Consider the following 22,607-nt stretch of genomic DNA (forward strand, 5'->3'; position numbering starts at 1 on the left):
ATTAAAAGGACACTTTGGGTGCCGCCTGAATTTCGGCACTGTCTTCAAACTCCAACAATGACGCATCTTCCGCATGACCAAAGGTGGTAGCAAATACCCGCTGTGGAAAACTCTGCTTGTAGGTGTTGTAAGCCATAACCGCATCATTAAAAGCCTGGCGCGCAAAAGAGACCCGATTTTCAGTAGTGATCAGCTCTTCGGATAACTGCTGCATATTTTCAGACGCTTTCAGATCCGGATAGGCTTCCATGGTCACCTTGAGCCCACTCAGTGCACTTTGCAGGGCACCTTCTGAACTCATCAACTCACCGATAGCGGCCGCATTCCCAGGGTTGGATGCCGCGGCTTGTAAACTGGCCATAGCGGTATTACGAGCGGCAGTAACCGCTTCCAGTGTTTCCCGCTCATGCTGCATATAACCCTTGGCGGTTTCCACCAGGTTAGGAATCAGGTCATAGCGACGTTTCAACTGGACTTCAATTTGTGAAAAGGCATTTTCAAAGCGGTTCTTCAATGCCACCAGGCGGTTAAAAATACTGATGACATAGAAGACAACAACGGCGACAACCACAATGAAGATAATCGTAGACAGTTCCATGCGCGGTATCCTTGCGTTGGGGGTGGGTTCATGCCATTGGTCAGGCCACAGCCGAACACCAATGTGATGCTTGGTATTCTTAAGCAATTGAGTGGTGTTGTCCAGTCTGTAGGGGGCCAGACTATTTATGTCAACTTAGCACTCAGAGGTCAGGCATTTATTAATCAAAGCGGTGCAATTTTAGCCTCTGCTTGAATATTTTGTTTACAAGGTACAGGGCAATATTGAACTGAAGAGTGTCTCATAGTGATTACCTTCTAATCCTTGCACTGTCGACTAATCTGTCCCAAATCTGGTCGGCTTTTTTTCGTGTAAAGGGTTCAGCTCCAAAGGGTCGTCTTCGATCAAAATAACGAACATCCAGAGATAGTCCAAATTGTTGATCTGTCGTCTGCTGACCAACGGAAGCCATATAGAAGATTTCACGTCCGTAATCTTTACCATACCGTCCAGGCAGTCCAGCAATGGTGATACCGCTACCTAAATTACTTTCAGCGGCTTCAAGGTCAAGCCTTCTTCCACCAGGCTTGCGAAGGCCAAACGTCATTTCTACACCTATAGGATCCTCGTTCGGAAGTCGAAAGGTTGCACCCTGAACCTCCCCCTCAGGCGGCAGTGCAATAAACGCACCCGCTACGCAGCTTCCTTCACCTCTGGGGATTTCGTCGGGTTCGCGAGGACGGGTGGAGTTAGCGACCCTGAGTAATTTTTGGCGCTGCGTATCGGCATCAGTTTCATCCATCACGATGGCGGCACGGAAAACTACTCCTTGAGATGAAAAAAAGGCGTCCTCAAACCATACATCCCCAGACTCTATGCCTAGTACGGAAAAGTCACCATGTCTTGAAACGATAAAGATACCACCTACTATTTCAGATGCTCGGTAAACCTGAGTTGTACCACTAACCGTGAATGCTCTATCTTGCAAGGCTTCAATCCGCTCCCGCCAAATCCGCTCAGCCTCTTCATGCCCACCCGGCCCCAGTCGTTCAAATTCACTCACATAGGCCCAGCCACTCTGATTGACGAGCTCAAAGCTGACAGGTATATCAATCAATAAACGGCCGATACAGTAGGTTTTGAATTCATCAGCGTTAGCCGTGATGGTTGCTCCTAAGAGCAGAATTAACCAGGCTAAACGTTGTAGAAGCATTTTATGGATCATCGTGAGCTACAATTGCTCTTGAACCATATCCAGCAACCACTCCGCTGTTATACGACGAGCTTCAGATGAATCAAAACAGGATTGGTGTTCAAAACCACGTTGAGTGGCAATGGACATGGGGCCTGAAACATGGATACCAGAGCCTGCATGGACGGTACCGTCACCAGGTGCGTTGGCGGGCTGGATTTTATATATTGAAAGTAGTTCGTGTAAGCCTTGCACATCGTATAATGGGTCCTGAACACTTTTTGAGATTTCAATCTGTCCTCTACCAAGTGTTGCTGAAAATGTACCTCTGGACCAATTATTCCTATCAGTGTGATCGTCTTCGCCATAGATTTGTTTCCACTCCACATGATCCCATGATGGGTGCCCAGTATCATCGGCATAAAGCATGCGTGTGTTGGGATGAAATACCTCTGGGCCGAGTTGTGCGTGGAATGTTGCGGCTTTAAGAAGTTCTTCAGTATATGCCTTAAAAGTCTTATCTAAATCTTTTGATTCAGGATTTAAATATTCTGCATAAATCAAACGCCACCAGTCGGTTTGGTTTAGATATACGTCTGAGTAAGGATTGTTATCGGGCTTGGATAAGAGCGTTTCTCCTAGTGGTCCAGTGACCTTGAGCCACCGGGTATCGCCTGCAACAGTTTTGTGCCACTGATTAGGCAACAACTGAAGAACGCCCGGCATGTTACCTGCCGTCGCAGTGACTTGCGCCTGATTCGCTCCGAGCACAAAACGCGCCATTCCTTCAGAACCGGCCAGCATGCGCTTGTACGCATCGGGTGCACCATCGCAGGGTTGAGCACCGTGAATAACGCCATGCACCTCTCCTTCACCACCATGCAACTGAGTATAGGCCCGCGAAACCAAGCCGCCCATGGAATGGGTAATAATGATCGGCTTGAGTACACGGGTATTTCTACCCTGATATTTTTCATGTGTGCCGTCAATGGCTTTTTGTACGGTATCGGCCAGTGTCTTTCCTGCATTGAAATTGTCATCGGTCCAGTTATAAGGGTGTGCCCAGACTTCATACTGCAAACTAAAGCATCCAGGTGGCAACTGCCCGCTGGCTGGATGCGGGGCGATAAGCTGCAACCAGGTTATAAAATTGAAATAGGATCCCTGCATCAATCCACCCCAACCACGTTCGATTTGTTCCTGATGCATGGCGTGACTGCTTTGGGTCTCTCCGAAATCCACTTCGAGATAATCGGGGGAGTAAGGAAGTCCACCTTCGTTGACGAGGAGATCTCTTTTAGCTTTCGCACCTTTGAAAGCGATAGTTGCTGCATTCACTTTATTATCTTGAGGATCCCAAACGATCTGTCCATCGTGCTTGGTTCGCAATCGGCTCCCCATAAGGCCGGGGACAAAAACAATGGGAAGCACAACGGGTACTGGGCAATATTGAACCGAAGAGTGTTTCATAGTAATCACCTTCTAATCCTTGCGCTGTCAACTAATCTGTCCCAAATCTGGTCGGCTTTTTCTCGTGTGAAGGGTTCAACCCCAAAGGATCGTCTTCGATCAAAATAACGAACATCCAGAGATAGCCCAAATTGTTGATCTGTCGTCTGCTGACCAACGGAAGCCATATAGAAGATCTCACGTCCGTAATCTTTACCATACCGGCCAGGCAGTCCAGCAATGGTGATACCGCTACCTAAATTACTTTCAGCGGCTTCAAGATCGAGTTCTCTTTCACCGGGTTTTCGAAGGCTAAAACTGATCCGAACACCTATAGGATCCTCGTTCGGAAGCCGAAAGGTTGCACCCTGAACTTCCCCCTCAGGGGGTAGTGCAATAAATGCACCCGCTACGCAGCTTCCTTCACCTCTGGGGATTTCGTCGGGTTCGCGAGGACGGGTGGCGTTAGCGACCATTAGGAGTTCTTGGCGTCTCTGTAAATAATTGCTTTCGTTCATAGCATCATTTGCACGAAAGACATAACCTTGACTAGAAAAATAAACATCCTCTTCCCAAATATGACTAAGGTCCACGCCCATAGCCGAAAAATCACCATGCCTTGATACAAAAAACTTATTGTTTAAAAACTCTGATTCGCGATAAACCTGAGGCGTGCCATTTTGTATAAAAGATCCGGCTTTCAGTGCATTAACCCGCTCTCGCCAAATCCTCTCAGCCTCTTCATGCCCACCCGGCCCCAAGCGTTCAAATTCACTCACATAGGCCCAGCCACTCTGATTGACGAGCTCAAAGCTGACAGGTATATCAATCAATAAACGACCGATACAGTAGGTTTTGAATTCATCAGCGTTAGCCATGGTAGATGCTCCCAAGAGTATGAGTAGCCACAGGAAGCGTGGCTTAAGTTGGATAAGGGTCATGAGCTCGAATCCTTAATCAAGTTATTCACGTGCCAAAGACGTATAGCTGGCCCCTGAGCGCTTTCTTTGAATATAGCCAGCGCTTGATCAGCAAGGCCGAGTGAATAGGCATGCGTATAGCGATCTAGGGCTTCTTGACGCTTTTCTTTGTCAGAAAACCCTTCTGTACGTAAAAATGCTAGCAAGTTGAGTAAGTGCGCTTGATCCGGTGCCGGTGGCGTTAATTCATTATTAGCAAAATGTTTTAGCGCATTATCGATCATCAGTTGGTCTTGAAACTGTTCAAGATGCGTATCGAAAGCCGCTAAGATTTCCTCAGTTATTTTAGCTGGCCGTGTTGGCTGCCCATGACGATCGGGATGCCGTTTACAGGTAATAACCTTGTTGTCTTCGGGAAGGGGGATAAGCCAAAACTGCCCTAAATAACTGGTGTCCTGAAGGAGCGCTTCGGCCAGCTCGGCGGGTTGACCATGGGTTAACGCCGGAAGGCTGGTTTTTTCCCAAAAGCGAAAAAAGTACCCTTTACCCTGTGCATTTTGTAAGCGGGTAAACTTGCGCAGATGATGCCGTAGCGCTGAAAACTCGGCGCGTGTCCGGATGAAGATACCGAGTGACTTTTCCCATAGCCCAAGAATGCCTTGGGGACCGGTGAATAATTGCCGTGTCAATCGATGATCTTGCTCCAGCTCGACCAGGTAAGGGGCATGATGGCTAATCTCATCCTGTAGAGTGCCTTGAAACAGTGACTCATAGTGAAGGCCTGAGGACTGTAAAATATCGGGCAGCAGGTAAGGCATTTTTGCAGCATCCAGCAAGGCATAGGTTTTCATGACGGGTACAGCTTGCTGATAATGAAGTTGTTCCGCATCGGTAGGGGTTGGCTGATCAAACAACGCATCACGCAGAATATCAGGAACATATTTTTTGGGATCGACACCTAGCTGACTATCTAACGCTTCGATTGGCTCCAGGTGTTCAATGTCAAGAATATTGACCCCTGGCTGTGGCGTGTTGTTCAGCGGCTCGAGAGGACCCAGCACGATGGGACAGGCTTCGCTTAAACTGCATAACAGTACATCACCCCATTCGTCAGGGTGTTTTAAAAGCCACTGGTCGGCTGGATGAACATCGTTAACCCAATGTAACCAATAGCCATTTTTGGCAATTTCTGTAGAAATTAAGGTCTCAAACTCATTGGCATGATTGCAGAGTGCTGCACTGATGAGTGTAAAAAGATTATCACCCTGGGATAGGTGACAGAAGCCGAGGTAAGGTTTCATATCAAAAGGCGCATCCCTAGCCAAAACATAAAATCCATGTATTTTGTATGTCCATTGAATATTCACATAGGGGGTTAGCCTTTGTCAATTGTTGGATAGCCGAATAGCATAGATGTGGTCGCATAGAATATATAGATTATTAAACCCATTTTTATTTTGTTGCCGAGGGAGCGTGTTGTGTTGCTTTTCAGGGTAAGTAATACTGGGGCTGGTGATGACTGATCTGATCAGTATGAATTGAGTTATCCTAAGCAAATAAAGGAATTCCTGTGATTGAACATCAACCTTCACAACACCGCTTTGTCATGACTGAAGCCGGTGTTGATGCGGTTCTGGATTATGCTCTTCGTGGAAACCAGATAGATTTTACCCATACCTATGTACCGGAATCTCTGCGGGGCCGGGGTATAGCTGAACAGCTGGTGCGTGCCGGGTTGGCCTGGGCACGTGAGCAGGATTACCAGATTGAAGCCAGTTGCTGGTATGTGGATAAGTTTCTGAAACGGGAGGCACAGCATGGCTGATGTGGTTGTAACAGATCTGTTTATCTATCCGGTGAAATCCTGTGCGCCGCTACGGGTGAGCCGTGCCTGGGTGGGACCGCAGGGACTGGATGCTGACCGGCGTTATATGGTGACTGATCCTGCTGGGCAGTTTATTACCGCACGACGTTATCCGGCTTTAACTCATCTGCTGGCTACCCCTGTAGGAGCCGGGTTGATGCTGGCGGCTGAAGGCTTTCCCGCACTGCAGCTGCAACCGGCTGACTTTCCTGAGGTGTATCAGGATGTTGTGGTCTGGAAGCAGACGGTTGCCGCCCAGTCCTGTGGTGCCAGTGCTAATGCCTGGATCAGCCATTTTCTGGGTATCGACTGCCAACTGGTGTATTTTGGTCAGCAAAGCCAACGGCCAGTTAAGGATTGTGACGATGCACAGGTGGGTTTTGCGGATGGCTACCCGCTGTTGCTAACCTCCGAGGCATCGCTTGACTGGTTGCAGACACGTTGCCCTGTGCCTGTGGATAAGCAGCAGTTCAGAGCTAATCTGGTGGTGTCCGGTAGTCTTCCGTTTGCCGAAGATGGTTGGCTGGATATTGCCATCGGTGATATGCGCCTTCGTGCTCATGCACCCTGTGAGCGTTGTAAGTTGATTACTCTGCCACCCGGCAGTCGCGAGTTTGATCAGACACAGGAGCCTTTACGGACGCTGCTGGCGCATCGACGGCTGGAACAGGGAGGTGCAATTTTTGGGCAGAATCTGCTGGTGTTGCAGCCGGGACTTATTGCGACGGGGATGAAGCTGGAGGTGCTCTCGAACAAAGCACCTCCGGTGTTGCGTGGATCATGATTTGTGCTGGGATCAGGGTTGATTATACTCTGACCAGATCTGCAGGTTGGTGTCCTCGGCATCAAATGCCAGCACCTGATAAGGATCTTCCCGCCCGGTTTCCATACCCGGTGAGCCATGCGGCATGCCGGGTACTGTGAGGCCGGTAACGGCCGGTTTTTCGCGCAGCAGGCGAAGGATATCCGAGGCTGGAACATGCCCTTCGATCACATAGCCATCAATTACCGCGGTATGGCAGGATGCCAGCTGTGGCGGCACTCCCAGCTCCATTTTTTTGCTGTTAATGTTGCTTAAATTGGTGCTTTCAACAGTAATACCTGCCGCTTCGATATGCTCAATCCAGGCGTGACAGCAGCCACAGGTTTCACTTTTGTAAACCTGCATGGCGGGTTCAGCTGCGCTGTTACTACTGATCAGGATCAGCAACAGGGTGCTGAGGAGAGCTGTAGTGATTATTGCAAACTTAGTTTTCATCATTTTCTCCTTAACGGGTTATTGCACCAGTATACTGGCCATCATACCTAGTTCTTCGTGTTCAATAATATGGCAGTGGAACATCCACTCCCCGGGTTCATCAAATACCAGTCGTAGTTTCAGGCGCTGGTTTGGTTGCACATTCACTGTGTCCCGCCAAGCGAGGTAATCCGGTGTTTGCCATACCCCGGCGGCATCCTGTTCAGCAACTACCTGAAAATGGGTGCCGTGAACATGGAAAGGATGGTCCATATGTGAGTTGTTGAAAATTTCCCATTCTTCAAGCTGTCCAACTTTACCGGTAAACATGATCTGGCCGGGGGTAAAAGACTCGCCATTGATTAAAAACTCAACCGGGGGCCGCCCTGTCATCATGCTTGCAGGTCTATGTTGCGCTTTGTTGCCGTGGTTGCCATGACCTTGTTGGTGACTAGCGACACTCTGCTGATCGTCACCCTCCTGACTCATTGAAACCATGGCATGGTTGGACATAACTTCTGACAGCTCTATCTGACGACGAACCTCGGCTTCTGCTAAGGGTTTAATCTCAGTTAAGCGTTGCGGCAGTACCCTTGCAGGGGCCGGAGAATCGGAGTTGGTTGCCAGAGTCATCAAAGTTTCTGGTATGAGATAATGTGCAGGTACAGGCCCCATCCAATTGCGGTCATAGGGGAGCTTTTGCAACGCAAAGGTTTGATTGGGCTCATCACTAAGCTTGATCAACAGATCACAACGTTGACCGGGCACCAGTAACAGCTCATCCAGCTCTACCGACTGCTCCAGATAACCGCCGTCGGTACCGATCAGTTGTATCGGGTGCTTGTCTAGTATAAGACGCAGGTAGCGTCCGGCGCAGGCATTGATCATCCGCAGTCGTAGGGTACTGCCGGGTGCCAGTTCCAGTTTAGGGTTACGCTGACCATTCACCAGCAAGATATCGCCCTCACGACCGTTCATCCAGTCCACATGGGTATGTGGGGCAACCTGTCCCTGAGAGTCCAGTCGCAGGTCAGTTACCATCAGCAAATAGGCAGGCAGATCCGCAGGTAAGGGGTCCTGGTAGGGCTTAACCAGAAAGGCGCCCGCCATGCTGTGTGCGATTTGGTCGGCCAGGTAATCATGTGGGTGGGGATGAAACCAGTGAAGCCCTGCGTTACCCTGTTTCACCTGAAAGCGGTAAGTCCGGCTTTGGTTAGGGGCTATCAGGTCATGCGGGCCGCGATCTTCTGAGTTTGGAATGTTCAGACCATGCCAGTGTACAGTGGTTGGTTGATGCAGGTGGTTATCCACCTGGATCTCTACGCTATCTCCTTCAGTTACCTGGATCAGCGGGGTGATCTGGTTGTTGTACAGCCAGAGCGCAGTGTGCTCCGGCCCCGTCAGTTCCACTGGCGTTGGTGCCAAGGTGAGCCGGGTTTTAAAATCAGTGCTGGAAGAAAAGTTTTCTATTTCCGGTAGTTGTCTTAGCGGTAGGTGTTCAGGTAATTGCCGCACCCTAAGGTTAGTAGCACTACCCTGATGGTGTTTGGACATGGCAAAAGTAGTAAGGGGTGTCAGGGTTAAAAGCCCCAGCGCACCCAGGCGCATAAAGTCTCTACGTTTCATTGTATTCAGCCTTTTCAGAGGTGTGTTAGCTTTCTGCTCACAGGGTCTGAATTAGCTTTTGGGTGGACGCTCCAGGCGTTTGGAGGCAACAATACTTTGATGGCTCAGGTAGTGCTGTTCCCATCTCAGTGGCAGTTGATCTGAATGGGTAACGGTTGGGTTCAAAGCGGTGCAACTGCTGCATTGCTGACAATTTTCACCCTGACACGTATCGGTATGCAATACACTCGCGTGTGGGTGGCTAGGTTCAGAAATACGGCTGGTTGTGAGTTTTTCATCACCGCAGGGAGATGTAGCCTTCTGGTGATGCTCAGATTGTTGAGATGATAGTGGGCTGGCCATAACAAGGTTGGCTGGAAGCCAGGCAACAAAAAGCACTAGCAGCAATAAAGCGGCGATGTACTTTATGGAGAGTTGCCGTGTGGGCTGCATGATTTACCCTGATTAATTGGTTCAATTCTATGACTACAAAGATAAACCAGGGTTCACTCTTTTCGCAAATAGAGTGTATTGACCTATGGCTGGGATCATTTCGTAAGGTATTGTTGATCCTTTCGTGAGGTATTTTTGTAAGGTATTCGCTTAAATGGTGACCTATGCAGTAGATCAACAGAGGATAAGGTTCCGGTTATGAGTAAAAAATCAGGGTTACTGCTTGTGTTGCTGGTAGCGGGTGTAATGATCTGGCAACTGGGTTGGTTGCAGCTGCTGAGCTTTGACAATCTCAAGCATCAGCAGGATGAGTTGATCGCCTTGCGTGATGCCAGACCTGTGTTGCTTAGCGCTGTGTATTTTCTCATCTATGTGGGTGTGACCGCCTTGTCCTTACCGGGTGCGGCGATTATGACCTTAGCCGGTGGTGCTATTTTTGGACTGGGCTGGGGCTTTTTACTGGTGTCTTTCGCCTCCACGCTGGGCGCTACACTGGCGATGTTGGTAGCGCGTTTTCTGTTGCATGACTGGGTAAGGCAACGCTTCAATCGTCAGATGGATAAGCTTGATAGCGGGATCCAACGGGAAGGTGCCTTTTACCTGTTTGCCTTACGTCTGGTACCCGCCGTTCCCTTCTTCGTACTGAATCTGGCCATGGGCCTGACACAAATGAAAGTACGGACTTTCTGGTGGGTCAGCCAACTGGGTATGGTCGCTGGGACCCTGGTGTATGTGAATGCCGGTACACAACTGGCGCAGATCAGCTCTCCCGGTGATGTGTTATCACCCGGATTACTCGGCGCCTTCGTGCTGCTGGGACTCTTCCCTATACTGGCTAAGCGAGTACTCACTTTCATTAAGCATCGAAACTCTATGGCGCACTGGACAAAACCTCGCCAGTTTGACACCAACCTGCTGGTCATCGGTGCGGGCAGTGGTGGGCTGGTAGCGGCTTATATAGCCGCGGCTGTTAAAGCCAAGGTGATGTTAGTAGAGAAACATCAGATGGGCGGCGACTGTCTGAATACCGGCTGTGTACCGTCTAAAGCCTTGATTCGCACCGCCCGACTGGCCCAGGAAATGCGAGAAGCTGATCGCTTTGGTATTACCCCCCAGGCCCCCGACATAGATTTCAAAGCGGTAATGCAACGGGTGCATCGGGTTATTGAAACCATTGAGCCGCATGATTCGGTTGAACGTTTTCAGGGCTTGGGCGTGGATGTTCGTCAAGGTACCGCCACGCTGGTGAGTCCTTGGGAAGTTGATATCCATTACCCGGATGGCAAGGTAGAACGTGTGTCCTCACGCGCTATTATTCTGGCGACAGGAGCCGAACCGCTGCTGCCTGAGTTACCAGGGCTGACAGACATAAATTTTCTGACATCTGAAAACTTATGGTCGCTGGATAGCCTGCCACAGCGGCTATTGGTACTGGGGGGGGGCCCCATTGGCTGTGAGCTGAGTCAGGCTTTTCAGCGCCTGGGATCACAGGTTATTCAGCTAGAGCGTGGTGACCGGATCATGCCCCGTGAGGATGCCGATGCCAGTGAAGCGGTGATGCTGAAGTTATGCGGTGAAGGGGTCGACCTGCGACTCAATCATCAAGCCCTGAGTGTTGAAATCCATCCGCAAACAGGTCAGCCCTCACTGCTGGTTGAAAATGCGGCAGGTGATCAAGAGTCGATTGAATTTGACCGGTTGCTGGTGGCGGTGGGACGCAAGCCGCGTTTGCATGGCTATGGGCTGGAAACCCTGGGATTACTCCCGGATCAGGCGCAGGGCATTGATACCAACAGCTACCTGCAAACACTCTATCCAAATATCTATGCGTGTGGTGATCTTATCGGACCCTATCAGTTTACCCACGCGGCCTCACATCAAGCCTGGCATGCCACGGTGAATGCGCTGTTCGGTGCGTTGAAGCGTTTCCCTGTGGATTACACCTACCTTCCCTGGGCCACCTTTACTGATCCGGAAGTGGTGCGGGTCGGGCTGAATGAACAGGAAGCTAAAGCCCAGGGGATCGCCTACGAGGTAACTCGCTATGGTCTGGACGATCTGGATAGAGCCATTGCCGACAGTCAGGCCTATGGTTTTATTAAAGTCCTGACACCACCGGGTAAGGACAAAATTCTCGGTGTAACTCTGGTTGGACCGCATGCCGGTGATTTGATTGCTGAGTTTGTGCTGGCAATGAAACACGGGCTGGGGTTGAATAAATTACTCGGTACCATCCATATTTATCCAACCCTGACCGAGGCGAATAAATTTGCGGCGGGTAACTGGAAAAAAGCCCATGCACCGCAGCGAGTACTGGCCTGGTTGGAGCGTTATCATGCCTGGCGTAGACGTTAGGTTAAAGGCAACGTCAGGTTAGTTTGTTATAGTAGGGCTGGATTTACCGACTTGTCTGGTTAATGAATGAGGGGGCTACAGGTGTTAAATTTTGCTGAAGGGTTCGGGCTTCAATGGCCCATTATTCAGGCGCCTATGGCGGGTGTTCAGGGCAGTGATCTGACCCTGGCCGTTTCTGCGGCGGGTGGTTTGGGCTCCCTGCCCTGCGCCATGCTGACCCCGGATAGCCTGGTGGCCGAGTTAAGTCGCATCAGCGCGGCAACCACACGACCTTACAATGTAAATTTTTTCTGTCATACGCCACCGGCACCGAATTCATCCACGCAAGCTCGCTGGGAGCAGGTGCTATTACCCTACTATCGTGAGTTAGAAATTGGGCAATCTGCTATTCAGTCCGGTGCTGGACGTACCCCCTTCAGTGCTGATACGGCTGCGTTGCTAAGTGATTTTAAGCCGCCGGTGGTCAGTTTTCATTTTGGTTTGCCGGATGACGCCTTGCTGGAGCAAGTGCGCAGCTGGGGGAGCAAGATCCTTTCCAGCGCCACCACACTGGAAGAAGCCTTGTGGCTGGAAGCTCGGGGAGTTGATGCGGTGATTGCTCAGGGACTTGAGGCCGGTGGTCATCGCGGCATGTTCCTGAGTGATGATCTGACGTCACAAACGGGTTTGTTTGCCCTGCTGCCGCAGCTGGTGGATCGTCTCAACACCCCGGTGATTGCCGCTGGGGGTATTGCCAGTCCAGCTGGGGTTAAGGCGGCTCTGGCACTGGGTGCGGCGGGAGTCCAGGTGGGCACGGCTTATCTGTTGTGTCCTGAAGCCAGCACGTCAGCCTTGCATCGACAGGCGCTGCAGTCTCCCGAGGCGGTGCACACCGCCCTGACCAATGTGTTTTCCGGGCGCCCGGCGCGCGGGATCGTCAACCGTGTGATGCGTGAGTTGGGGCCTATCTGTGCCGATGCTCCCGCCTTTCCTTTGGCCACGGCGGCAATCGCGCCCTTGCGCTCCGCTGCTGAAGCACGCGGTATCGCTGACTTTTCACCGCTTTGGGCGGGTCAAAATACCACCGGCTGCCAGGCCATTCCTGCCGCTGAACTGACGCGTTGGTTGATGTCAGTGATAGATTGAGTCGGTGAAATTTTATTCAATACAAGGATCCGTCGACCACAGACAATGACTTCTTTTTAAAGGAGTCTATCTGTGAGCGGGTCTATCATCTTTTCCATGTCAGCCTTTGCGCTGGCGGCATCCATTTCTCCCGGTCCGGTCAATCTGGTCTGTCTCAGTAGTGGTATACGCTATGGCTTGGCAACTACGCTGGTGTTTGTGACCGGTGCGACCTTGGGTTTTGTGCTGTTGTTTGTCTCATTGGGTTTAGGTTTGAAAAGCATCTTTCTGCAGTGGGGTGAACTGGAGTCGGCATTGCGCTGGGGAGGCATTCTGTTTCTGTTGTATATGAGTGTGCAGTTGTTGCGTGCGAGTGGTGATGTCCAAACTCAATCGCAAACCCAACCTCCCGGATTTATGACCGGGGCATTGATGCAATGGTTGAATCCCAAAGCCTGGCTAGCGGGTATATCCGGCATCGCCGCCTATACGGCAGGTGGTGATATGTATCAGGTGCTGCTGTTTGCGCTACTGTATTTACCGATCTGCTGGTTGTCGTTGGGGGTTTGGGCCGCGGCGGGTGCCTGGTTGCAGCAACGCTGCACAGCCGGACAGGGTTTACGCTGGTTGAACCGGATACTGGCGCTGCTGTTACTGATGAGTTGTGTTTTGTTGCTGATATAGCCGCTTGGGTCCATCGCGATACTGTACCGGTGTGGCCGCCAGCAGACGCTTAAAGGTTCGCTGAAAATGCGGTTGATCGGCAAAACCATGGGTCAGGGCGACATCAACCAGAGGCAGATCACTTTGTAGCGCAACCTGAGCCATCTGAATTCTCAGATTGGTCAGGTAAGCATGGGGCGTCATGCCGCTGGTCTGACGGAATTGGCGGATCAACTGTCCTTGATTTAATCCACTTAACTGACACAGCGTCTGCAAAGGAACATTAGAGTCGTAATGTTTATGTAGATGCTCAAGGGCTCTATGTAGTGGTTCGGTGGGTAGCAGACTTTGTGGCGAGGCCTCGCGGCGGACCTGAGCAAACAGTTGCTGTAGATAGTGGCACAGTGCGGCATCTTTTTCAGCATGACTGACGAGAGGGTCAAACAGTTGAGTGGCCATGTCGCTAAAACCGTTGAATAACGCCTGATCCCGCAGGCGGGACACGGACAGATCTTCCCAGTGATCGCTATCGAGTTCTCCACAAGATTGGCGCAGTCGGGTCAGCCACTCGGTATCGATATACAGCATATAGTAGGACCAGGGCATGTTAGCACAAGGGTTGCAGGCATGCACTTGGTGAGGATTGATTAGCAGCAATTGACCTGCCTCAATAACCTGTTGTTGCCCGGCATATTGAAAATGACTCTGACCCGCCAGGATCGCCCCGAGGGACCATTGCCGGTGACTGTGAGGGGCATAACGTACTTGCCGTCCATCCTCAATATAGCGCAGTTCAACATGAGGCAGTGCAGGGTCCCGCCAGAACAGAGGGGTGGTTGTCATCAGGACTCCAGGTTGCGATCAGCTACAGGAAAACTCCAACTTTGAGCATAGCATTGAGGGGTGACTTTACCCAATATTCAATTTATGATGCATCATACATCATAAGTCAGGATTGAGTGAATGACCTCTAGCACCGCAACAACTTCGTTGATGACACAGGCTGCTCCCTCTGTTGATCCGGTTGAGGCTCAGGCTGTTTTACGAGAGCACTATGGCCTGATGGGAACATTAGAGCGTTTACCCGGTGAGCGTGACAGCAATTTCTGTTTGAGTGTGTCTTCCAGCAAGCGTTACATGGTGCGCTTTATCAATGCCGCTGAAGCCGATACAGAAATAGATTTTCAAACCCAGATGTTGATTTATCTACAGGAGCGGGCGGCGCACTTGCCACTACCTTCTATACTGAAAAGTCTTTCAGGGGAGTGCCAACCCAGAGTTCGATTTTCCGGGCAAACGGGTGCTTTGCGTGTTGTCAGCTATCTGGAAGGCATGCCCTTCTATCAACAAGCACCCTTTACCGATCTGGCCCGACAACTGGGTGGCATTCTTGGCGAAATGGATCATGCCCTGGCTGATTTTTCTCATCCGGGAGCGCAGCGTGAGTTACTTTGGGATATTACTTATCCACAGCGATTACTGGATCGAATACACACCATTGATGATGCGCAATTACGCAAGGAAGTCGCCTGGGTGATCGACCGCCACACCGAACGTGTCGTTTCTCAGCAGGCAGAGATTCCCTGGCAGGTGATACACAATGATCTGAACCCACACAATGTACTGGTGGATACCTTAGGCACCAATATTACCGGGATTATCGATTTTGGCGATGCCCTCTATGCTCCACGGGTGAATAATCTGGCAACCGCCCTGTCCTACCAATTGGTGGATGAATCGGACCCGTTACGCCGGGTGGGCCCCTTTTTGAGCGCCTATCTGGCTCAACAGCCCTTGACTGATACCGAGTTAAGTCTGTTAGCCGATCTGGTGGCCACGCGTTTGTGTCTGACGTTGACTATCTCCTCCTGGCGTGCGCAGCTGTATCCGGAAAATCGTGACTATATTCTGCGTAACCTGCCCCATGCGGTCCGTAGTTTGATGCGTTTACGCCGTCTGCCGGAGGTCTGGGTGGATGACCTGCTGAAACCTGTTAATACGGGAGTCTGTGATGACTGAACATAGTGCATTGATTCAACGGCGGCAACGCTTGCTGGGGCGCAGCTATCGCCTGTTTTATCAACAGCCGCTCTATCCGGTGAAGGGTGAAGGCGTATGGCTCTACGAAGCGGATGGCAAACGTTACCTGGATGCCTACAACAATGTGGTATCGGTGGGCCATTGCCACCCCAGGGTGGTCGAGGCTATTTGCCAACAGGCGGCACAATTGAATACCCATACTCGCTATCTGCACGACAGCATTCTGGATTATGCTGAGCGTCTGCTGGCGCTGTTTCCGGATGTGTTGAATAACCTCACTCTGACCTGCAGTGGCAGTGAAGCCAATGATCTGGCTTTACGTATTGCCCGTGAAGTTACCGGCAACCGTATTGCCTTGGTGACTCGCTGGGCTTATCACGGCACGACCAGTAGTATCGCCGAGCTGTCGCCGTCACTCGGCGTCGGTGTGAGTGATCAGGTCCGGCTGATCGATGCACCGGACACCTTCCGTGCGCCAGGTCAGTGGTTGCAGCAGTTGCGTCAAGTGTTGGATCAGATGGCCGCAGAAGGCTTGCGTCCAGCCGCATTGATGATGGATGGCTTGTTCTCCAGCGATGGGATCTTCAGTCCACCGGCTGCTGAAATTCAGCAGGCCGTGAACTGGGTTCGCCAGGCCGGTGGTGTGTATATCGCCGATGAGGTGCAGTCTGGCTTTGCCCGGACAGGTGATGATTTCTGGGGTTTTTGTCGCTATCAGTTAGTACCTGATCTGGTAACACTGGGTAAGCCCATGGGCAATGGTCATCCGGTAGCGGGGCTAGTCGCACGTTCTGATCTTCTGGATCTGTTTGGCGAACGGCAACGTTATTTCAACACCTTTGGCGGCAACCCCGTGTCTTGTTGCGCCGCTGCCGCTGTGCTGGATGTTATTGAATCGGAACACCTACAGGTCAATGCCAGGATTCAGGGGCAGCGTCTGGGTCGGCAGCTAAACGATTTAGCCCAGCGTCATGAAGTCATTGGTGATATCCGCGGTGCCGGGCTGTTTTACGGAGTGGAACTGGTCAAGGATCGCAATAGTCTTGCTCCGGCGACAGCGCTGGCCAGTCGTGTGGTCAATGGCATGCGTGAGGCGGGCGTGCTGATCAGTGCGACCGGCCCCGATGCCAATGTACTGAAAATCCGGCCACCGCTGGTGTTTACGGCTGAGCATGTTGAGCTTTTGAGTGATACCCTGGATCAGGTATTAACTCGGCTGAGCTGATACATTGTCCTCAAGCAGGTAATCTCGCATTTTCACATTGCCATCGAGAATGTCCTGCTGGATGGCCGTGCGGGCCGCTTCCGGATCACGGTTAGCCAGAGCCTGCCACAGCTCTTCATGGTGACCTATCGCCATCTGCTGGGAAAACTCACGGTAGCTCTGAGCAATCAGCGGGCCGGTACGCATCCACAGCATGTCAATCAGATTGCGTAGCAAGGGCATGCCTGCCGCATCAGCCAGTAATAGGTGAAATTCGCTATTCAACCGTAAGGCCACTGACAGATCGTTTGCGAGGATTGCGGTATGATTCTGATCGATATTTGCGCGTAATTGTTGCAAGGCATCGGCGCTGATCTTCTGTGCCGCCTGCTCCGCCGCCATACCTTCCAATGACAAACGCAACAGTCGGATTTCATCATATTGGCTCTGACTTAACTGCGGAACGCGAATGTCGCGTGGTGAGCGCATCTCCAGCGCCTGCTCCTTGGCCAGTTGCAGGATGGCATCACGCACCGGTGTGACACTGGTGGATAACTGCTCAGCCAGTTCGCGGATACGCAGCCGGTCATTAGGCTTGAAGCGCCCGGTAATCAGCGCATCGCGTAACAGTGCATAAATACTGCTGCCCAGTCGGGCATGATGGATTTCACTGATTGGATAATTCATAGCGAATAGGCTCTTGCAGGTTTGGATGATGCATCATCCAAGTGTACCTCAGGCACCACAACGGGTGTTAGCGCCACTATTCACCTTGCAGGGTTAAAATCAGCCGCCGCGATCCACCATGATTGCGGTGCTCACACAGGTAGATACCCTGCCAGGTCCCCAAATTTAAGCGTCCGTTACTGACGGGCAAACTCAGTGAACAGCCCAGCAAACTGCTTTTCAGATGCGCCGGCATATCATCACTGCCTTCGTCCAGATGCACATAAAAGGGGGCATTTTCCGGAACTGCATGATTAAAAAAGCGCTCAAAATCACCCCGCACATCCGGATCGGCATTCTCGTTGATGGTCAGCGAGGCCGAGGTATGCTGGATAAACAGGTGCAGCAGACCGACCTTGCACTGTTTGAGTTCCGGGATAGCTTGCAACACATCACGGGTGATGAGGTGAAAGCCTCTGTGTTTGGCGTCTAATTGAAGGTTTTTTTGTATCCACATGGTTAGTTATCCATAGTTACCTGCTTTTTATATCAGTCCAGAAGAAAGCTCAGCCACTCATCGGCTTTCTTGGGGTAAATTTCAAGCCTTTCCGTGATTTAAGATGTTTCTGCATACACCACTAATCGAAGGTGCCGATCGGCGTCGATGGTCATTGACGTGTGTTCGAAAGTAACTATTCTGCCATCAAGCTGTAGGTCACGTTTACCCTGGCAGGGTGCGTGGACATCATGGCGGCTCCACCCCTGTTTGAACTCGGGGGATGCCTTTTGTAAATTGGCAACAAGTGCCTGGATCTCTGCTTCCTGTGTCGCATGGGCATAATCGCGTCGAAAACTGGATAGCATTTGTACGGCTTGATCTTCCCAATCAACCAAACGTTCGCGCAGGCTCGGGTCAGTAAACAGCATCCACAACAAATTGCGTTGTCCTGCCGCATGGTGCTTGAAACCAAATAGCTGGTCGGCCGGATCGTTGAAAGCTAATACATCCCAGCGAAGATTAAGCACGTAGGTCGCATGAGGCGATAGGTCCTTCATTAATCTCAACACTAATGGCGGCACCTCGCAAAAGGTTTTGCCTGGTTCGGCTGGAAGCCTGTCATGAGCAAGTAAAAATAAGTGCCTGCGCTCGGCGGCATCAAGCTTTAGTGCTCGAGAAAGGTTGTCCAAAAAGGAGGGAGACACACTGATGTCTCGACCTTGCTCCAGCCAGGTGTACCAAGTGAGCCCTACGCCCGAAAGTGCAGCAACTTCTTCACGACGCAGCCCTGGAGTGCGCCGACGACCGCCGCTGGGCAGGCCGACTTCAGCGGGAGATAATCGTTCACGTCGCGTGCGCAGGAAGGTCGTAAGCTCTGCACGCGTGCGCTCAAGTTTACTCATGAGATCCCTGTTACTTTAAGTAATAGTATAATCAGTTAAATTGTAACAGTTTATTTGCACTCATAGAATGGTCGTTTTTCGCACTTGGAGAAACGATCCATGAATATGAGTAATGAAGCTTGTCGAACAGAAGTAACGCCCGTTATAACCACATCCTCATCCTCTCCTTCTGTTTACCTGATCGCACTGGGTGCCTTTGCACTCGGTATGGCGTCTTATGTTACAGCGGGGCTTATTCCTATGATCGAACAGGCCTTCAGTGTTTCTGTCGGAGTTGCTGCACAGCTAGTAACAGCCTTTACACTAGCTTATGGAATAGGGTCGCCACTCATTGTGGCTTTGCTACCGGGTAATCGACAAAGAGCCGGGTTGTTAGCTGCACTTGGTTTGTTTGTGTTATCAAACGCTGCCAGTGCACTTTCTACAGATTTTTCGTGGTTGCTTGTATTTAGGGCGATAGCCGGGATCGGTTCCGGAGTTTATCTTGCGATGGGCATCGCTATAGTGGCGACACTGTCAACGACAGGCCGAGGAAAGGCCATTTCTATCATCATGGGCGGTATGGCCGCTGGGACAGTGTTGGGCGTCCCGATTGGTCTTATTCTGGCAGAACAATGGGGTTGGGCATCGGCGCTTTGGTTAGTAACCTCCCTTGGGTTAATTGCCCTTTTTGGGCTGTTGTGGCGATTGCCAGCATTACCGAGTACGGCATTCATTCCACTACATCGCAAGTTGTCATTGCTGGTTGATGGCCAAGTGACAATCATTCTTCTGGTGTCATTGCTGGCCGCCATAGCTAGCCTTGGGATGTATACCTTTCTTGCTCCTCTGTTATTGGCTCCAGATTATGGCAGGGTGGAAACAGTTATACCCTACCTTTGGGTGTGGGGAGTTGGTGGTGTAGCTGGAAGCTTTTTAGTGGGACCTATGACCGACCGCATTAGTGGTCCTAGAATGACGCTTTTCATCATGTTGGTTCTGTCACTGTCTCTTCTGGTACTACCGCTAATTGCGGCTTGGAGTGCTTGGCTGGCTATGCTGCCAATAGCAATCTGGGGAGCTGTTGGTTGGGCTCTGCAAGTGCCGCAGAATAATCAGCTAATCCATGCTCGAGAATCGCATGGTGATGGTAATCTTGCTGTAGCGCTCAATGAATCTGCATTGTATCTGGGTAGTGCTATTGGCGCCGCAGCAGGTGGTCTGGCATTCATGCTTAATCTACCCATATGGGTTCTGCCTGTTGGTGCTGGTGTGGTTGCTGCAATAGGAGCACTGTTTCAGGTCATTAACCTGCGCAGAGATGTACATACACCCTAGGTCTGACTCAGCTGTAGCTCACGCTGATAGCGATAGACCGCGATGTACTGTGGGATGAGAAACAGAAATAGGATGCAAAGGATAAGGTAGTAGGAGGTGATGTCGATCTCTGAGTCTGGCCTCATTATGATGAAACGAAAAAATAGATCCCAGAGTACAAACACTGGCAGGAACAGCCTCCAGAATCCTGCTGAGCCAATGCGCAATGCATACACGTATCCCATCAACCCAATGACTCCGATCACTATGAAGACAAAGTCCACAATATCCATGACGCGGAAATCGTCGAAATAAACAGCAGCCATCGGCGCGCCAACAGCTTGCATAGCAATAACCCAAGCGTAGACGCGCCACCCTGCCGATTTCCGTACTGTGATCTGTTGGTGTATCAATACAGTGTTCCTTTTGTACTAGCCGCAATCATGAAGATAATTGCACGGCTTCGTGTAGCCCAATGCGAAGCACGGCGAGGCCTGCTTTGTTAACTGACTTCGAGCCAACAGGCTCTGGATTCTTGGTGAACTTGCTTAATGCTCTGTGGATAAAACGGGGTATCTAAGGTCGCAACCGCAATGGACACCCAGTCCGGAAACTTTTCACTACCGCTCCACATAAACAACTACCTGTGTGCATGGAAACGTATTTAAGTGGCTTGTTAGCAAGGCTATCAATCACCACCACCACCACCGCCTCCGCAGTCACCACCACTGCAATCGCCTCCGCCACTGACATCAAAAAAACTTCCCGTCGTTACGACACCGCCACCCCCATCACTAGTTGATGAAGATGAGCGTCTACTCATTTTCAGGATAAGCCAAAATAGAAAGGCTATAAAAACGAAGCTGAATAAGAAAGGAGCAATCTTGCTTGAGAAGAGAGTATCCGCTTCCAAGTCAATCGTATGCCATAACCCGAATAGCGAAACTACATAGATGAAAAGCCATTTCATATTTCTGTCCCTAGATTTGTTTTCACGCGATTGTTATGCACAATATTACGAAACCAGCGGCTGAATGGCATCGACCAGTGCCTTTAGCCTCTGCCCGGATCTGATGCATTGCTTACCTCCTTGTCTGAGCTGCGAGAGAACTGTGAGTAATCATAGCCAACTAATCTGAATTTTTCGTCCTCAAAGAGGGTTGGCAACTCGGAAAATACCGAGCTGGCAGCGAAAAGTAAAGCAACAGCCAGTGTTACGCTGTGCTTATTAGGCGTCTGGACATTGCTCGAATTCATAGCCGGTACCGCTTTCCTTGCTGCATTCTCCGTAAGCGTAACCCCGCCTCCTTCACACTGTCTTTTGCCCGTATTTTCGTAAACCCGAACAGTTTGATTCGCGCAACCCCCTAGTGAGAGAAGCAACGCCATAGTAATAATTACTCGCAATTTAATAACCTCTGCTATTTGTGTATAGCGTGGGCACTGTGCCGTTAAACATTGGACCACAAAGGTCGACATTGTGACTCAAAACCCTTTGGACCAGCGCTCTGTTATACCAAATTTATCTACTACAGCAAATAAAACCAGGCTAGGGTAATAATGGCCCGGCCAGGCGTTGTTTCTGTGCGCGGATCGCTTCGGTCAGAAAGTCCATTAAGGCATGAATCCTCACTACCCCTCTCAGGTCCGGGTGCATCAGAAACCACAGGCCGTACTCCAGTTCAGGGATGGGGTCGGTAAGCTGCACAATATCCGCATCATCGCCGGCCAGGTAACACGGCAGGACAGCCAGCCCCATGCCCGAGCGAACAGCGCTGAGTATGCTAACCAGGGTATCAACACGATAAACACAGGCCTCGTTCAGCCCGTTATTGTCCATCCACTGACTCAGAGCCGCGTCCTGTAATCGCGGCCCACCGCCAATCCAGGGTTGGTTAGCAAGAGTTTCGATCATCCCTCCCGGGGTCAAGCCGAGGCTTCGGTGCCCGTAGACTGCCTGACCGATGGGGGTCAAGGGTCGGCCGATCAGGTTTTCAGGTGGGCGGTTGGACGGGCGGATGGCGACATCCGCTTCTCTGCGTGTCAGGTTGAATAATTGGTTGGATACGGCGACGTCGAGCAGGATGCCTGGATATTTGTGCTGGAATTGCATAAACAGGGGTGTCAGTAACCCCATCAGTAGCGAGTCCGTTGTGGTGGCCCAGATTTCTCCACTGGGTTCCAGGTCGCGTCCGGCCACTTTACGTTCGGCAGCCAAGGCCGCTTCATCCATTACCCTGGCCGTCTCGGCAAGTTCTTCTCCCGCAAGCGTTGGCCGGTAACCGGTCCGGCTCCGCTCAAAAAGCGTAACGCCCAGGCGCTGCTCGATATCACCGATCCTCCTGAAAACAGTGGCATGACTGACACCCAGGGCGCGTGAAGCGCCTGACAAAGAGCCTGAAGTTGCAATTGCCAGGACAAGCTCAAAGTCATTCCAGGCCAGATGGCTCCGTGTTTTTTGACTGGTGATGGTCGATTGGTTGGGCGGGTTGCCTGTTCGTTTTTGCAAAGTCAGTCCTCGATTTTTTGGAATAGCTTGCAATATTTAATAATACTAGCATGTATCTGAACCCATGAGATAACCAAAGTGTCCCGTCGACAGAGACGACACAATAGAGGT

The 22,607-nt window shown here is 51.0% G+C and carries 23 protein-coding genes; 8 read left to right on the top strand and 15 right to left on the bottom strand.

Annotated elements, in window-relative coordinates:
* Position 1: 1 nt before the first annotated feature.
* From F5I99_RS18525 to F5I99_RS18545, 5 genes are all read right to left on the bottom strand, one after another.
* Positions 2 to 598, bottom strand: coding sequence for a LemA family protein (locus F5I99_RS18525; protein WP_191905898.1), 597 nt, complete (start codon positions 596 to 598; stop codon positions 2 to 4).
* 250 nt (positions 599 to 848) lie between these two features.
* Positions 849 to 1,751 carry a hypothetical protein gene (locus F5I99_RS18530; RefSeq protein WP_151058635.1) on the bottom strand — a complete coding sequence of 301 codons (903 nt, stop codon included), beginning with the start codon at positions 1,749 to 1,751 and terminating at the stop codon, positions 849 to 851.
* Between the two features lie 18 nt (positions 1,752 to 1,769).
* Positions 1,770 to 3,200, bottom strand: coding sequence for a PGAP1-like alpha/beta domain-containing protein (locus F5I99_RS18535; protein ID WP_151058637.1), 1,431 nt, complete (start codon positions 3,198 to 3,200; stop codon positions 1,770 to 1,772).
* Positions 3,201 to 3,205: 5 nt separating this feature from the next.
* Positions 3,206 to 4,057, bottom strand: coding sequence for a hypothetical protein (locus F5I99_RS18540; protein WP_151058640.1), 852 nt, complete (start codon positions 4,055 to 4,057; stop codon positions 3,206 to 3,208).
* 59 nt (positions 4,058 to 4,116) lie between these two features.
* On the bottom strand, positions 4,117 to 5,400 hold the full coding sequence (locus F5I99_RS18545) for a DUF4123 domain-containing protein (RefSeq protein WP_151058642.1): 1,284 nt from the start codon (positions 5,398 to 5,400) through the stop codon (positions 4,117 to 4,119).
* Positions 5,401 to 5,669: 269 nt separating this feature from the next.
* Between F5I99_RS18545 and F5I99_RS18550 the strand changes: the two genes are divergently transcribed.
* Both F5I99_RS18550 and F5I99_RS18555 read left to right on the top strand, forming a co-directional pair.
* Entirely contained in the window at positions 5,670 to 5,924 is a 255-nt protein-coding gene (locus F5I99_RS18550) for a GNAT family N-acetyltransferase (RefSeq protein ID WP_225307476.1), read from the top strand.
* On the top strand, positions 5,917 to 6,747 hold the full coding sequence (locus tag F5I99_RS18555) for an MOSC domain-containing protein (protein WP_151058644.1): 831 nt from the start codon (positions 5,917 to 5,919) through the stop codon (positions 6,745 to 6,747). The genes F5I99_RS18550 and F5I99_RS18555 overlap by 8 nt, the downstream gene beginning before the upstream one ends.
* Before the next feature lie 12 nt (positions 6,748 to 6,759).
* On the opposite strand, the gene F5I99_RS18560 is transcribed toward F5I99_RS18555, so the two are convergent.
* Genes F5I99_RS18560 through F5I99_RS18570 form a run of 3 tightly spaced genes read right to left on the bottom strand, consistent with a single transcriptional unit; the run spans position 6,760 to position 9,258 of the window.
* Positions 6,760 to 7,221, bottom strand: coding sequence for a DUF411 domain-containing protein (locus F5I99_RS18560; protein ID WP_225307477.1), 462 nt, complete (start codon positions 7,219 to 7,221; stop codon positions 6,760 to 6,762).
* An 18-nt stretch (positions 7,222 to 7,239) separates the two neighbouring features.
* Positions 7,240 to 8,826 (bottom strand): multicopper oxidase family protein, encoded by a 1,587-nt coding sequence (locus F5I99_RS18565; RefSeq protein WP_151058648.1) that lies wholly within the window; start codon positions 8,824 to 8,826, stop codon positions 7,240 to 7,242.
* A 51-nt stretch (positions 8,827 to 8,877) separates the two neighbouring features.
* Positions 8,878 to 9,258, bottom strand: coding sequence for a hypothetical protein (locus tag F5I99_RS18570; protein ID WP_151058650.1), 381 nt, complete (start codon positions 9,256 to 9,258; stop codon positions 8,878 to 8,880).
* A 198-nt stretch (positions 9,259 to 9,456) separates the two neighbouring features.
* Between F5I99_RS18570 and F5I99_RS18575 the strand changes: the two genes are divergently transcribed.
* The 3 genes from F5I99_RS18575 (at position 9,457) to F5I99_RS18585 (ending at position 13,401) form a co-directional block, all read left to right on the top strand.
* Entirely contained in the window at positions 9,457 to 11,613 is a 2,157-nt protein-coding gene (locus F5I99_RS18575) for an FAD-dependent oxidoreductase (RefSeq protein WP_151058652.1), read from the top strand.
* A gap of 81 nt (positions 11,614 to 11,694) precedes the next feature.
* Positions 11,695 to 12,738, top strand: coding sequence for an NAD(P)H-dependent flavin oxidoreductase (locus F5I99_RS18580; RefSeq protein ID WP_225307478.1), 1,044 nt, complete (start codon positions 11,695 to 11,697; stop codon positions 12,736 to 12,738).
* Between the two features lie 72 nt (positions 12,739 to 12,810).
* Positions 12,811 to 13,401: a LysE family translocator gene (locus F5I99_RS18585; protein ID WP_225307479.1), complete on the top strand. Its 591-nt coding sequence runs from the start codon at positions 12,811 to 12,813 to the stop codon at positions 13,399 to 13,401.
* On the opposite strand, the gene F5I99_RS18590 is transcribed toward F5I99_RS18585, so the two are convergent.
* Positions 13,369 to 14,223: an AraC family transcriptional regulator gene (locus F5I99_RS18590; RefSeq protein ID WP_151058656.1), complete on the bottom strand. Its 855-nt coding sequence runs from the start codon at positions 14,221 to 14,223 to the stop codon at positions 13,369 to 13,371. The genes F5I99_RS18585 and F5I99_RS18590 overlap by 33 nt on opposite strands.
* Before the next feature lie 120 nt (positions 14,224 to 14,343).
* Here F5I99_RS18590 and F5I99_RS18595 point away from each other — a divergent pair, with 120 nt between their 5' ends.
* Both F5I99_RS18595 and F5I99_RS18600 read left to right on the top strand, forming a co-directional pair.
* Complete coding sequence (locus F5I99_RS18595; protein ID WP_151058658.1) at positions 14,344 to 15,399, top strand: phosphotransferase; 1,056 nt, start codon at positions 14,344 to 14,346, stop codon at positions 15,397 to 15,399.
* Positions 15,392 to 16,645 (top strand): aspartate aminotransferase family protein, encoded by a 1,254-nt coding sequence (locus tag F5I99_RS18600; RefSeq protein ID WP_151058660.1) that lies wholly within the window; start codon positions 15,392 to 15,394, stop codon positions 16,643 to 16,645. The genes F5I99_RS18595 and F5I99_RS18600 overlap by 8 nt, the downstream gene beginning before the upstream one ends.
* Here F5I99_RS18600 and F5I99_RS18605 read toward each other — a convergent pair.
* The 3 genes from F5I99_RS18605 to F5I99_RS18615 form a co-directional block, all read right to left on the bottom strand.
* Complete coding sequence (locus tag F5I99_RS18605; protein ID WP_151058662.1) at positions 16,628 to 17,311, bottom strand: GntR family transcriptional regulator; 684 nt, start codon at positions 17,309 to 17,311, stop codon at positions 16,628 to 16,630. The two genes, F5I99_RS18600 and F5I99_RS18605, sit on opposite strands and share 18 nt — an antisense overlap.
* Positions 17,312 to 17,387: 76 nt before the next feature.
* Positions 17,388 to 17,807 (bottom strand): secondary thiamine-phosphate synthase enzyme YjbQ, encoded by a 420-nt coding sequence (locus tag F5I99_RS18610; protein WP_151058664.1) that lies wholly within the window; start codon positions 17,805 to 17,807, stop codon positions 17,388 to 17,390.
* Positions 17,808 to 17,905: 98 nt separating this feature from the next.
* Positions 17,906 to 18,691, bottom strand: a complete 786-nt coding sequence (locus F5I99_RS18615; protein ID WP_151058666.1) for a helix-turn-helix transcriptional regulator — start codon at positions 18,689 to 18,691, stop codon at positions 17,906 to 17,908.
* Positions 18,692 to 18,790: 99 nt separating this feature from the next.
* Between F5I99_RS18615 and F5I99_RS18620 the strand changes: the two genes are divergently transcribed.
* Positions 18,791 to 20,008 (top strand): MFS transporter, encoded by a 1,218-nt coding sequence (locus F5I99_RS18620; RefSeq protein WP_225307480.1) that lies wholly within the window; start codon positions 18,791 to 18,793, stop codon positions 20,006 to 20,008.
* Here F5I99_RS18620 and F5I99_RS18625 read toward each other — a convergent pair.
* From F5I99_RS18625 to F5I99_RS18635, 3 genes are all read right to left on the bottom strand, one after another.
* Entirely contained in the window at positions 20,005 to 20,334 is a 330-nt protein-coding gene (locus tag F5I99_RS18625) for a hypothetical protein (RefSeq protein ID WP_151058668.1), read from the bottom strand. The two genes, F5I99_RS18620 and F5I99_RS18625, sit on opposite strands and share 4 nt — an antisense overlap.
* Positions 20,335 to 20,675: 341 nt before the next feature.
* Positions 20,676 to 20,957: a hypothetical protein gene (locus tag F5I99_RS18630; protein ID WP_151058670.1), complete on the bottom strand. Its 282-nt coding sequence runs from the start codon at positions 20,955 to 20,957 to the stop codon at positions 20,676 to 20,678.
* A gap of 579 nt (positions 20,958 to 21,536) precedes the next feature.
* Complete coding sequence (locus F5I99_RS18635) at positions 21,537 to 22,496, bottom strand: LysR family transcriptional regulator (protein WP_225307481.1); 960 nt, start codon at positions 22,494 to 22,496, stop codon at positions 21,537 to 21,539.
* Positions 22,497 to 22,607: the final 111 nt, after the last annotated feature.

Source organism: Nitrincola iocasae, assembly GCF_008727795.1.
In the GTDB taxonomy this organism is placed as follows: Bacteria; Pseudomonadota; Gammaproteobacteria; order Pseudomonadales; family Balneatricaceae; genus Nitrincola; species Nitrincola iocasae.

Coding starts and splice junctions, on each gene's coding strand:
- F5I99_RS18525 (WP_191905898.1), bottom strand. CDS start 598: ATGGAACTGTCTACGATTATCTTCATTGTGGTTGTCGCCGTTGTTGTC.
- F5I99_RS18530 (WP_151058635.1), bottom strand. CDS start 1,751: ATGCTTCTACAACGTTTAGCCTGGTTAATTCTGCTCTTAGGAGCAACC.
- F5I99_RS18535 (WP_151058637.1), bottom strand. CDS start 3,200: ATGAAACACTCTTCGGTTCAATATTGCCCAGTACCCGTTGTGCTTCCC.
- F5I99_RS18540 (WP_151058640.1), bottom strand. CDS start 4,057: ATGGCTAACGCTGATGAATTCAAAACCTACTGTATCGGTCGTTTATTG.
- F5I99_RS18545 (WP_151058642.1), bottom strand. CDS start 5,400: ATGAAACCTTACCTCGGCTTCTGTCACCTATCCCAGGGTGATAATCTT.
- F5I99_RS18555 (WP_151058644.1), top strand. CDS start 5,917: ATGGCTGATGTGGTTGTAACAGATCTGTTTATCTATCCGGTGAAATCC.
- F5I99_RS18560 (WP_225307477.1), bottom strand. CDS start 7,221: ATGAAAACTAAGTTTGCAATAATCACTACAGCTCTCCTCAGCACCCTG.
- F5I99_RS18565 (WP_151058648.1), bottom strand. CDS start 8,826: ATGAAACGTAGAGACTTTATGCGCCTGGGTGCGCTGGGGCTTTTAACC.
- F5I99_RS18570 (WP_151058650.1), bottom strand. CDS start 9,258: ATGCAGCCCACACGGCAACTCTCCATAAAGTACATCGCCGCTTTATTG.
- F5I99_RS18575 (WP_151058652.1), top strand. CDS start 9,457: ATGAGTAAAAAATCAGGGTTACTGCTTGTGTTGCTGGTAGCGGGTGTA.
- F5I99_RS18590 (WP_151058656.1), bottom strand. CDS start 14,223: ATGACAACCACCCCTCTGTTCTGGCGGGACCCTGCACTGCCTCATGTT.
- F5I99_RS18595 (WP_151058658.1), top strand. CDS start 14,344: ATGACCTCTAGCACCGCAACAACTTCGTTGATGACACAGGCTGCTCCC.
- F5I99_RS18600 (WP_151058660.1), top strand. CDS start 15,392: ATGACTGAACATAGTGCATTGATTCAACGGCGGCAACGCTTGCTGGGG.
- F5I99_RS18605 (WP_151058662.1), bottom strand. CDS start 17,311: ATGAATTATCCAATCAGTGAAATCCATCATGCCCGACTGGGCAGCAGT.
- F5I99_RS18610 (WP_151058664.1), bottom strand. CDS start 17,807: ATGTGGATACAAAAAAACCTTCAATTAGACGCCAAACACAGAGGCTTT.
- F5I99_RS18615 (WP_151058666.1), bottom strand. CDS start 18,691: ATGAGTAAACTTGAGCGCACGCGTGCAGAGCTTACGACCTTCCTGCGC.
- F5I99_RS18620 (WP_225307480.1), top strand. CDS start 18,791: ATGAATATGAGTAATGAAGCTTGTCGAACAGAAGTAACGCCCGTTATA.
- F5I99_RS18625 (WP_151058668.1), bottom strand. CDS start 20,334: ATGCAAGCTGTTGGCGCGCCGATGGCTGCTGTTTATTTCGACGATTTC.
- F5I99_RS18630 (WP_151058670.1), bottom strand. CDS start 20,957: ATGAAATGGCTTTTCATCTATGTAGTTTCGCTATTCGGGTTATGGCAT.